Origin of the sequence: Bacteroides sp. AN502(2024) (assembly GCF_041227145.1) — a bacterium.
GTDB lineage: Bacteria > Bacteroidota > Bacteroidia > Bacteroidales > Bacteroidaceae > Bacteroides.
Map to the genome: position 1 here is coordinate 1,677,688 of NZ_JBGFSP010000003.1, position 12,116 is coordinate 1,689,803.

Here is a 12,116-nt window from a genome sequence, read left to right on the forward strand (position 1 = left end):
TGGGAATTGATATATTATATGTTTGCACTGGGAATATGATATGTTCTGGAAGGATTTTTATTTAAGTGTTAAACGCTACGCAAGCACTCGGTGCCCCCGTTTTTCCCTGCTTTTTTGCGTACCACCTTTGCCCAAAAAAGTTATGTGGAATCTCAAATCGTTTGAAGTTATCTATTCCCGTTACGAGAGTAGCGGTTTGAAAGCTCGTGATTTTTGGTACCCCTTCGGTAAATCCCGTCTACTCCAAAAGCTATAATCCCGAACTCAGGTTAATAAGTTAATAGTGATTCTCTGTTTATAATATGCTTTTCATTAGAGTATTGTTAGATTTCTTTGGATTTTCTCTGTTTCCAGTAATTGGGTAGCAACTCTTTTAGGCCTTTCCCCTTATCTCTTGCGCAATATGGCAACCAAACTCTGAAAAGAAAGAATTATTTATTCTGTGGCAATGACGATGCGACCGAGAGTGCCGCAGTGATTTATTCGTTGATGGGATGCTGTAAAGCGGATGAGGTAAACTTCCGTAAGTGGCTCGTATACGTTCTGGAGAATATACACGCCTATGACAACGATTATAGTAAAGATTTAGCAGAACTCCTACCTCACAACTGGAAAGTAAATAAATCTCAGAAACTCTAAACCGTCTCTGAATGGTTTGCAAGTTTCCCAAAGAAAAACTGACAAAATTGCAAAGATACAGAGTAAGAACTATAGAAAAAAGACGGAGTTCACCGAATGCTTACTACCCATTTGCAAGACACTCATGATCAAAAACAAATAGAATTTACTTTAAAAGAGCTCCTGCTACTGGTAATTCACAGAAAATAAAAACACCTCAAACAAATAATATAGAATAAATCTTTATATATTTGCCAATAATATGAATCAAAACAATAAATAAAATGAGAATTGGTATATTATATATCTGTACTGGCAAATATGACATTTTTTGGAAAGACTTTTATCTAAGCGCAGAACGTTATTTCATGCAAGACCAATCTTTCATTATCGAGTATTATGTATTTACTGATAGTCCGCAACTATACGACGAAGAGAATAATGAGCATATTCACCGGATCAAACAAAAGAATTTAGGATGGCCTGACAATACATTAAAACGTTTTCATACATTCCTTCGCATCAAGGAACAATTGGAGCGAGAAACCGACTATCTATTTTTCTTCAATGCTAATCTGTTATTCACCTGTCCCATTGGCAAAGAAATGCTACCATCCTCGGATAGCAACGGATTACTAGGAACTATACATCCTGGATTCTACAATAAACCCAACTCCGAATTTACATACGAACGAAGAGTTATTTCTACCGCCTATATTCCAGAAGGGAAAGGTCTATATTATTATGCAGGAGGCCTTTCGGGTGGATGTACAGAATCCTATCTGCAGCTCTGTACAACAATTTGTTCATGGGTTGACAAGGATGCCGCAAACCATATAATACCAATTTGGCACGACGAATCTCTAATCAATAAATATTTCTTAGATAATCCACCAGCCATTACATTGCCGCCCGCATATCTATACCCCGAAGGCTGGTCCCTTCCCTTTGAACCAATTATTCTCATTCGAGACAAAAACAAACCTGAATATGGCGGACACGAATTCTTGCGAAGAAAAAATTCTTTATGGGTAAAGCTTAAGCTAATCTGCCAAAAAATTAAATTAGCCGATTAGTCGCTCAATTTACCTCTATATTATAGAAATATAGAATTATGGAAAACTCCTTTCCACTGATATTCAACTTTATCATCACAAAGAATCACAATTTTATCTGAACTATCTCTCAATAAAGCACCATACTTCCCCAAAGTACCTTTACTTGTTATCTGATGCTTGCAATAAGCTATCAAAAACAAATCCATATACCCCTTATCTGAACCATTTATATCCACCACCTTATAATTCTCATTTGCAAATTCAAGATAGGGAATAAGTTCTGATGCCACCCATTCCGGCTCATCTGAGAAGAAGTAAAAAAAAGGCGTAACAGTCTCTTTTTCCATATAATCAACAGCCCTTTTAAAATAGCTCACAGAGGCAGGCTTCCCATACGCTCGAACTTCAACACTTAAATCACCCCGTCGAACATGCACTGCTACAGGATTGATATTCTGTTTTATTTCTGACATTAACATTTTGCTACCCTCATCAAATATATCAGATGAGATCCTATAAGTAGACCTAAATGCGGGCACCCAAATTTTTATCGGCAAATGATAATATCCACCTAGATAAATAGGAGGATTTTTCTCCAAAAATGAAAAATCATCTATCCATTCCGATGTATTATTCCCAACATAATAAAAATGTCTCTTATAATAGGAAATTTCGAACTCTGTTGCAATTGTTAGCCCCAAATAAGGAAACACTTTCAACAAATCAAAGTTGCGAGCAAATTTATAATCCATGTCACTTCCCCATTCCTTATAAAAGGATAGATCATACACAACCTTACATCCACGCTTTCTAAAAAATTCTCCCAACAAATATTGGAGCATTTGAGAACAAATACCACCATCCATCAACACTACAACCTTAGGAGTAACTAAGCGAGCCTTCAACATTCTTTTGTAACAACTTCTTTGCCACTTTCTAATAATACTCATTTCTTTATATCTTATTTTACCAACTTACCGCAACAGATTCAAATACCCCAACCTGCTAGATTATAAACGATAAACAATATATGCTTTATCTCTCAACATCTTAATTTATCTTAACACATTACAGTTTATGGCGCATATTATAATATCTAAGTTTCAAATCTCCCCAGAGACCTGATACTCTATAAGCATTCACAATCTTACGTTCTCTTTTTGACAAGCTATTTATTAAACAAGGATAGGATTCTATTTCATTAACAAGCCGTTTCATTTCCTTCCTAATATTGGCAAAACGTTTCCAATAAATTCTTCTAAAAGCATTTTCAAGATGAAAATGAGCAAGTGCTTCCTTCATCTCTTCCCTCAACCCCTTTTTATCAATATAATTCTCAATCCATATTGTATAATTCACAAAGTCCCTATACTTTTTATCATCAAAATTCGCGGGATGTGACATTGACGTATTGGTAAAATTATAGTCAATTATTATATAATCAACTGAAACGACTTTTTGTAAGTATAGCAATAATTGTGTGGAAAGAACAACATCTTCACCAAATGATATATCTGGTCTTTCTATCTCATTCTGATATAATGATCGAAGATGAAATTTTGACCATACACACCAATAAGCCTTTTTTAAAAGAATATTTTTCAAAAACTCCACACCTGACAACTCTACAAAATCAAAAAAAGTTGATTTATGCAACTCTCCATCATAGCAAAACATAAAAGGGGCCACTACCATATCCGCTTGCGTTTCCTCTGCTTTAGTAACCAGCCTATTTATTGCATCCACATGCATAATATCATCACTATCTAAATATTGGATATATTTGCCAGTAGCAATATCTATACCCGATTTACGCGCCTGCACTAATCCCTCGTTTTGTTTATTAAATACAACAATCCGGGGATCTTCAGCCGCATACGTCTTTATTATATCTAAACTATCATCTGTACTTCCATCATTTACTACAACAATTTCAAGATTATTATACGTTTGATTAATAACACTCTGCAACGTTTTAGCTATCGAATTATGCGCATTATAAACAGGAATAATAACCGAAACTAAAGGGTATTCTTTTTCCATTATATCATTTTTTAATTCTTTTTCTTGGCAAAGTGAGTCCAATAATAAATCGGCCAAAAATAAGTTATTTTACGTAATCGTTTATAATATTTAGAAGACAATTCTTTTCTTGATAAAAAACGCCATCTACCCAACTTATTCCTCATATCTTTAATTTCAACAGGATACAATCGATGATTAGGATCTTTCATAAAATCTTGAAAATGATTAAAACAATTTTCCACAATCATATTGACAGCATCAAACCAATCTCTGCCTTCAAATAACCGCCGCTCCTTTGCAAACTCCAATCTTGGATATTCAGCCAAGAAATAATGATAACGTTTTATAGAATTGATTGTATGGCAAATACTATCACCTCTCTGTATATAGTGATAATAAGCAGCATCAATCCAAACTATTTTATCGCAAATACTTATCCAGCGATAAATAGTCGCATGATCCTCAAAAAACATACCTACAGGAAAACGATAAGAATCAAAAAAAATCTTATCAAAAAGTTTGGTACAGGCTGAACTACTTACTCTCTCAAAAATAATATCTCGCTGAACGTCTTGACTAGTACGTACATACACATCACCTGTATTAGGATACATTTGTTCTATACGGCCATCTTCATACTCAAAGTAAAAGTTACAATATACCATATAAACTTTGTTCTGTACCATGACTGACAACATATTTTCATACATTGTCGGTTCAATATAATCATCGCTATCTATAAACCCAATATATGGAGCAGTCGCTATTTCAATTCCTGCATTACGAGCTATGGACAAACCTGCCTCATCAAGATGTAACACTTTTACTCTAGAATCAATATTAGCATATTCATTACAAATAGAAGGAGAATCATCGGTCGACGAATTATCCACTAATATGATTTCTATATCTTTCAACGTCTGATTACGTACAGACTCTATACAACGTCGCAAATACGGAGCTGTATTATGAACTGGAATGATAACGCTAACCAAGTATTGAGATTCCATATTTGAATATTCATTTTCTATTTACAAAAGTAAGGAATAATATCCATAGGAAGTATCTAAAAAGAGATTGTTTACAAATAGAGCAGAATTTCACGCCTACAATTAACCATTATTAATAATACATACAGATAATCTGAAAAGACAAAAGAGAAATTCAATGGGTTATTTTGCAATCAGCAACTTACTAGTATAGTTTTCCACAATATTGTCCTAAATAAATTTTGAGCATGAGCTAACTGACTATACTGTTAAGTATAGCCTCGAGAGTTCAAAATCAATCCCCCCTAATCGTTTTCGATGGTTTCGGGAGGTGGTGTAAATGGTTGATCAAGCCATTTTTGGAGGTCGATTTTGGTAAATGTGTTCAGCCGGAGCGTGACCACAAGGTTAGCCAATGCCCATTTGTATCTTGCGATGTGCTTTAGCCATGTCAGAATCAGCATTGTAGTCATAGCAGTCCATATTTGGGTCTCTACGGCATTGCGGGATGTGCCGATAAAGCTCTTGATGCGTAGCAGTTGCTTGAGGTTGCGAAAGAAGATTTCTATGTTCCACCGAGCCTTGTACAGAGCCGCTATGCTTGATGCTGCCAATGTGAAGTTGTTTGTGAGTAACTCAATTTCAAAACCGTGTTCATCGTTCCATACTGCGATGCGACGTAAACGTTTGGGATATTTGGATTTGGCCGCCGAGAGTTCGAACTCGATTATTTCGTCAATAAGTACATTCTGAGCGTGTTTTTCAGGCAAAGGCAACTCCTCTATGGCTTTGTACCGGATATTGTCTTTATGACGCACTACAAAGAACACGTTGCTGCTGTCCCAATTATTCAGCAATGAGTAGTCACAGTAGCCTCGGTCGGCTACTACAATACTATACGGATGTAACTCAATATCAAAAGCAGCTTTGTTGTCGGTGGTTTTGCCATCGGTGATATTCACGAACTCCGGCAAAAGACTGTCATAGTCCAATAGCGTGTGCATCTTGACCGCCCCCTTGGTGGTAGTGTAATGTGCCCAGTCATATATTGACAGAGTCAATGACACCAATGTGGAGTCGAGCAGTTTTATCGGCATCTTGAAACGGAACTTTCTTCGTTGCCATAGGGCTTGCTGTCCGAAATACTGAAACAACGAGTAGAATATGCCGCGAAAAACCGAACTGTCTCGGTTGGCGTTCTGATATGCTACCGTTGACTTGGATGGTGCACGGTTGATTCCCAAATGATTGAGGTTGCCGGTGGCTGATTTCAGCCCGTTTGAGATATCTCTGACTGAATCACATCCTGAGAATTGGCTGAAAATCATGCTAACAAACTGACTCCATGTATTGTAGCCCTTGCAATGCTTGTCTGACCCCGAAGATTTTATGATTTTCCTGATATTTTCTTTCGGGAGATGTGATATTACCTGTGCGAAAAGTGTTATATTTGCCATAGGAAGTAGATGAGTTGGTAGCTTGCTACTAAGGTAGTCATTTTACCTTAGTTCTACTTCCTTTTTATTTGTTCCCCCCAATTTATTTAGGACAATATTGAGTTTTCCATTACAAAAGTTTGCAAATACAATATTTAAACAAACTGAATGTGTATATTTGCAGAACCTAATTGATAGCAATAAAAATGAAAAAATTAGCAATTATCATACCAGCTTATAAACCACGTTTTTTGCAAGAAACACTTGATTCTATCGCTAAACAAAACAATCACGAATTTACCGTATATATTGGTGATGATGCAAGCCCCTACCCATTAGAGACCATAGTAGATTGTTACAAGAACAAATTTGACATTATATATCATCGTTTTGAACAAAATATGGGTAAAAAAGACCTACCCGGTCATTGGGAACGATGCATATTATTGTCAGAAGAAGAACTTATATGGCTTTTTTCAGATGACGACTTAATGCCCTTTGATGGAGTAGCACGTGTAATTCAAGCCTCACAAAAACATTCTGATGGAAAATATATATTCCATTTCCCTTTAGAAGTCGTTGACGAGTATGGTAAACTAAAATATAAAAACCCTCCTTTTAAAACCGATTTAACTTCTGGATATGAATTTTTATTAGATAAATTATCTGGAAAAATTAGTTCTGCCGCCTGTGAGTATGTATTTAGCCGAACAGTATGGGAACAAACAGGAGGATTTATTAAGTTCCCTCTGGCTTGGTGCACCGATGATGCAACATGGGCTAAATTTGCAGAATTTACAGGAGGAATCATATCTTTACCAGGTAATCCCGTCAGTTGGAGAAATGCTGAAGGAGAGAATATATCAAACTCCACTCATTTCAACAAAGAAAAGATTAGAGCAACAATACTTTTCATAGAATGGATTGGTATAAACTACCATTCTCACCTTAACGAAAGAAAATTCAAAAAAGCAATCAAACGTTATATATATAAATTCTTACAGCATTCGCTAAAGAACGACTTTAGCTTACACGACCTTTTACTTTTATACAATGCTCTAAAAAAACTCACACTAAATGTGTCTTTGCAAGTTTTAGTTCATCATGTTTGGAAGAAAATAAAAAGGCAATTAGCTAGCAATTAATAAGTTGCCTTATATTTTCGAATTTAAAGAATACCCTTACTAACAATGTCCTTTAAGAATTTTACTACAACAACTATAAACGACTATACTCTTCAATTATTCCAATAGAGATGACAAGCTAACACAATAATTATCGATAGAAAACTGCTGCGCTTTTCTCAAAGACATTTTTTTTAACGAATTGAGCAACTCTCGATCATTTGCTAAGATCATAAGACTCTTTATAAAATCATCGGGAGAAGAACAGAAACATGCGTTGGTCTCATCGCAATAGTCTCGTATAGATCCAACATCACTAACCACCATCGCTAATCCTGTTGCCATTGAAGTACAAATTACATTACTTCCAATAGTGTCCTTCATCACATTTAATGAAATATCAGAATCATTCATATAATGCTTTAATTCCGCCTCAGGAACATACCCCACCAATGTTACATTCTTTAAGCCTGAAAACAAATAATCAATTTTCTCCCGCCCTTTGCATATATAAAAATGAATTTGCGGAAGTCTTGAAACAATATAAGCTATCTGCTCAAAATCACGTGCCAAGGCACCCATTACTATTACCTTGACATCATCACCTCTGTTATATAGATTTGTAGAAGGAGTATAATAATTATTATCGACATAATGAAATGAAGTATAAACATTCTCTATTCCTAAATTATTAAGATAGCATGTCAAACTACTTCCCAACGTTACAATTTCTGTAACAAATCGTGAACTCTTCTTTATTTGTGCTTTCGAATATCGCCTTTCCAATTTTTCAGGAACAAGATGCACCATAGCATATATAGGTGCTTTAGGACATATAAAGCGTATTATTTTTGCAAACAATATTTGATATGAATCTCTATGCAAATATTCAGTGAGAATAAATTTATCTCCCGATTTATATGCCATTGCTAATTTGAGTGCCGTAAAAAGAACAGAGATTTTCTTCCCCTTTTTCCCCTTATCCAAAAAACGCCTCCCCATATTGAAAGTATACATTTTATACAATTCAGGATTTCTTTTTTGAATATATTCATAAAGATACCTCATTCCTGTATGATTACCAGATGTTGAAGGCCAATCATAACAAATAATATATATCATATTATTAAAATTTAAATTAAAGAACAATAGTCTTAAACAATAGAGGAATTGCAGAATTTACATCAGTCCTATTATTTAGACAAACATAATATTCAGAACAAAGGTAATGAAAATAATCCAAAGTTTTATTCTAATGAAATTATTCTTTTCTATTATAGCGCAAGCTCGGGATAAGAAATCAATAAAAAACGAAATAACTTTCATCATTAAGAATATTAAAGTAACTTTGTAATCACCTAATATTATTGTGTCATAATGAATTAAAGAAAAGTATGTGCTTAATAACTCTCTCAATGCCTATTTATAATGTAGAAAAATACATTAAACGTGCCTTGTTATCTGCATTAAACCAAACTTATCAAAAATTAGAGATTTTGATAGTAGACGATTTAGGACATGATAACAGTATGAATATAGTCCACCAACTTAAAAGCACACATCCTAGAGGTAACTGCATCCGTATAATTACGCATAAAAAAAATCTCGGTTTGGGAGGAACGAGAAACACAGCAATTGAATTTGCTCGAGGAAAATATCTATACTTTATGGATAGCGACGATGCTATTGTTCCTGATTGCATTGAAACCTTATATAATGTTATTTCACAAGAAAAAGTAGACTTTGTTGCAGCTGGAATCAATCAAATTGATGAAAATGAAAATTCACTCAAAATTACTAACTACCCTAATATAACACGAAAAGGTAAATTATGCATGGCTCAATATTTTTATGAAGAAAAAAATGATATATGGGTAACTACATGGAATAAATTATATAATCTTTCTTTTTTAAAAGAATTTCATATTCATTTTTTGGAACACGTGTACCACGAAGACATAGTAATGCATGCTATGCTCGCTTTAAATACCAGATCATTTACCTTAACTAACCGAACAACTTATCTTTATAATTGCAAGAGAGAAGATTCTATTACAAATATGGGGCAAGGCTACACCTTAAAGCATCTAAATGATCTTACCATAGTTTTTAGTGAAATCAGGAGATTAATACAAGCAGACAACAACCTTAGCAAACATCTTCAAAAAGAAATAAACTTATATTATTTATTTGAAATTTATCATCGATACCTACCAGCGATGTACTCGAACATAAAAAAGGTTGACTTAATAAAAGGATTAGCAAGGCTCTCTCAAAACTGTATCCCTCCTATTTTGGAAACCCGACTAACCCTCAAATCTATAAAACGCTTTTTGTTCCTAAAGCTTCCCTTTAGCATTCAGTATCTAATTAAAAGTCATAAATACAAAAATGACAGAACCTAGGCGGGAAAACTATCAACAAACAGTATATTATAAGAAGTTTCTTAGAAAACATCATTTTCATTTACTAAATTTACAGTCCTATACCTCTTGAAGACGTGGAAAAGACATCTCTTTATTCCTAATTTATCTTAGTTATTATAATAAACTGATAGCAAAGATACGGATATTATTCTTAAAAAGGATGCTAACCCAATATTGTCCTAAATAAATTGGGGGAACAAATAAAAAGGAAGTAGAACTAAGGTAAAATGACTACCTTAGTAGCGAGCTACCAACTCATCTACTTCCTATGGCAAATATAACACTTTTCGCACAGGTAATATCACATCTCCCGAAAGAAAATATCAGGAAAATCATAAAATCTTCGGGGTCAGACAAGCATTGTAAGGGCTACAATACATGGAGTCAGTTTGTTAGCATGATTTTCAGCCAATTCTCAGGATGTGATTCAGTCAGAGATATCTCAAACGGGCTGAAATCAGCCACCGGCAACCTCAATCATTTGGGAATCAACCGTGCACCATCCAAGTCAACGGTAGCATATCAGAACGCCAACCGAGACAGTTCGGTTTTTCGCGGCATATTCTACTCGTTGTTTCAGTATTTCGGACAGCAAGCCCTATGGCAACGAAGAAAGTTCCGTTTCAAGATGCCGATAAAACTGCTCGACTCCACATTGGTGTCATTGACTCTGTCAATATATGACTGGGCACATTACACTACCACCAAGGGGGCGGTCAAGATGCACACGCTATTGGACTATGACAGTCTTTTGCCGGAGTTCGTGAATATCACCGATGGCAAAACCACCGACAACAAAGCTGCTTTTGATATTGAGTTACATCCGTATAGTATTGTAGTAGCCGACCGAGGCTACTGTGACTACTCATTGTTGAATAATTGGGACAGCAGCAACGTGTTCTTTGTAGTGCGTCATAAAGACAATATCCGGTACAAAGCCATAGAGGAGTTGCCTTTGCCTGAAAAACACGCTCAGAATGTACTTATTGACGAAATAATCGAGTTCGAACTCTCGGCGGCCAAATCCAAATATCCCAAACGTTTACGTCGCATCGCAGTATGGAACGATGAACACGGTTTTGAAATTGAGTTACTCACAAACAACTTCACATTGGCAGCATCAAGCATAGCGGCTCTGTACAAGGCTCGGTGGAACATAGAAATCTTCTTTCGCAACCTCAAGCAACTGCTACGCATCAAGAGCTTTATCGGCACATCCCGCAATGCCGTAGAGACCCAAATATGGACTGCTATGACTACAATGCTGATTCTGACATGGCTAAAGCACATCGCAAGATACAAATGGGCATTGGCTAACCTTGTGGTCACGCTCCGGCTGAACACATTTACCAAAATCGACCTCCAAAAATGGCTTGATCAACCATTTACACCACCTCCCGAAACCATCGAAAACGATTAGGGGGGATTGATTTTGAACTCTCGAGGCTATACTTAACAGTATAGTCAGTTAGCTCATGCTCAAAATTTATTTAGGACAATATTGATGCTAACCCTCTAATGTTTAGCAAAAAAGCCTTTAACGCTTGTCACAACCAAATAAAATGTATACATTTGTAGAATTTTAGTGCAAGCCCCCTTAACTATTTAACTAACTTAGTAATAATTATATGAATAAACCAATGGCGAGCAACATAAGTACATCGCTAATTATATCCACCTATAATAGAAGCGACGCATTAGAATTATGCGTTAAAAGCGTGCTACGTCAATCTCTCCTTCCTAATGAAATCATCATTGCCGATGATGGTTCTAAAGAAGATACAAGAGAACTAATTCATCAATTGGCTGTTTCTTCCGAAGTCCCCATTATTCATGTTTGGCATGAAGATTTAGGTTTCAGACTGGCCTCCATCCGCAACAAAGCTATTGCGAAAGCATCTAAAGAATATATCATACAAATTGACGGAGATATCGTCTTACACAAAGATTTCGTCAAAGATCATGTACATTTTGCTAAAAAAGGCAGTTTCGTAACCGGTAGCCGTGTATTAATCCGGGAAGGTTTAACCCAAAAGATGCTAGCAGAAAGGAACTGTATTATCTCTATTCACGACAAAGGTACTAAGAATGCAATCAACGGAGTACATTTGCCTTGGCTAAGCCCATTACTTCAGCATTATCGCCAATGGGATATTTCATATTCCAGAGGATGCAATATGGCTTTCTGGAAAGAGGATTTATTAAAAGTCAATGGGTACAATGAAGCTATTACCGGATGGGGAAGCGAAGATCATGAATTAGTGTGCCGCCTTATCAACAGCGGTGTACGCAAGCGTACCATCAAATTTGCGGGAATTGTGTTCCATCTTCATCACGAACTACATGGAACAGATAATTTGAGCAACAACCGCAGCATTTTGAACGAAACGAAAGTCAGGAAACTAACCTGGTGCGATAAAGGAATCATACAAAACTAATA

10 protein-coding genes and 1 pseudogene are annotated in these 12,116 nt (G+C 35.7%); 6 read left to right on the forward strand and 5 right to left on the reverse strand.

The features are described from left to right. Positions 1-423: 423 nt before the first annotated feature. Together AB9N12_RS06545 and AB9N12_RS06550 are read left to right on the forward strand one after the other, a co-directional pair. Positions 424-639: pseudogene (locus AB9N12_RS06545) on the forward strand (IS66 family transposase); the annotation flags it as partial. Between the two features lie 263 nt (positions 640-902). Further along, positions 903-1,694 (forward strand): family 6 glucosyltransferase, encoded by a 792-nt coding sequence (locus AB9N12_RS06550; protein ID WP_367745358.1) that lies wholly within the window; start codon positions 903-905, stop codon positions 1,692-1,694. Positions 1,695-1,714: 20 nt separating this feature from the next. Here the strand turns inward: AB9N12_RS06550 and AB9N12_RS06555 are convergent, their stop codons facing one another. From AB9N12_RS06555 to AB9N12_RS06570, 4 genes are all read right to left on the reverse strand, one after another. Further along, a complete protein-coding gene (locus AB9N12_RS06555) occupies positions 1,715-2,626 on the reverse strand; it encodes an alpha-1,2-fucosyltransferase (RefSeq protein ID WP_369890743.1) in 912 nt (303 codons plus the stop codon). 118 nt (positions 2,627-2,744) lie between these two features. Then, on the reverse strand, positions 2,745-3,719 hold the full coding sequence (locus AB9N12_RS06560; protein ID WP_369890746.1) for a glycosyltransferase family 2 protein: 975 nt from the start codon (positions 3,717-3,719) through the stop codon (positions 2,745-2,747). Positions 3,720-3,730: 11 nt separating this feature from the next. Beyond that, complete coding sequence (locus AB9N12_RS06565; protein WP_369890749.1) at positions 3,731-4,711, reverse strand: glycosyltransferase family 2 protein; 981 nt, start codon at positions 4,709-4,711, stop codon at positions 3,731-3,733. A gap of 284 nt (positions 4,712-4,995) precedes the next feature. Beyond that, positions 4,996-6,147 carry an IS4 family transposase gene (locus tag AB9N12_RS06570; protein WP_369888970.1) on the reverse strand — a complete coding sequence of 384 codons (1,152 nt, stop codon included), beginning with the start codon at positions 6,145-6,147 and terminating at the stop codon, positions 4,996-4,998. Between the two features lie 185 nt (positions 6,148-6,332). Between AB9N12_RS06570 and AB9N12_RS06575 the strand changes: the two genes are divergently transcribed. After that, positions 6,333-7,271 (forward strand): glycosyltransferase family 2 protein, encoded by a 939-nt coding sequence (locus AB9N12_RS06575; protein WP_369890750.1) that lies wholly within the window; start codon positions 6,333-6,335, stop codon positions 7,269-7,271. A gap of 96 nt (positions 7,272-7,367) precedes the next feature. Here the strand turns inward: AB9N12_RS06575 and AB9N12_RS06580 are convergent, their stop codons facing one another. Further along, complete coding sequence (locus AB9N12_RS06580) at positions 7,368-8,372, reverse strand: glycosyltransferase (protein ID WP_369890753.1); 1,005 nt, start codon at positions 8,370-8,372, stop codon at positions 7,368-7,370. Positions 8,373-8,665: 293 nt separating this feature from the next. On the opposite strand from AB9N12_RS06580, the gene AB9N12_RS06585 reads away from it, so the two are divergent. The 3 genes from AB9N12_RS06585 to AB9N12_RS06595 all read left to right on the forward strand — a co-directional run bounded on the left by AB9N12_RS06585 (position 8,666) and on the right by AB9N12_RS06595 (position 12,114). Further along, on the forward strand, positions 8,666-9,655 hold the full coding sequence (locus AB9N12_RS06585; RefSeq protein ID WP_369890755.1) for a glycosyltransferase family 2 protein: 990 nt from the start codon (positions 8,666-8,668) through the stop codon (positions 9,653-9,655). A 289-nt stretch (positions 9,656-9,944) separates the two neighbouring features. Next, entirely contained in the window at positions 9,945-11,096 is a 1,152-nt protein-coding gene (locus AB9N12_RS06590) for an IS4 family transposase (RefSeq protein ID WP_369888970.1), read from the forward strand. Between the two features lie 208 nt (positions 11,097-11,304). After that, a complete protein-coding gene (locus AB9N12_RS06595; RefSeq protein ID WP_369890757.1) occupies positions 11,305-12,114 on the forward strand; it encodes a glycosyltransferase family 2 protein in 810 nt (269 codons plus the stop codon). Positions 12,115-12,116: the final 2 nt, after the last annotated feature.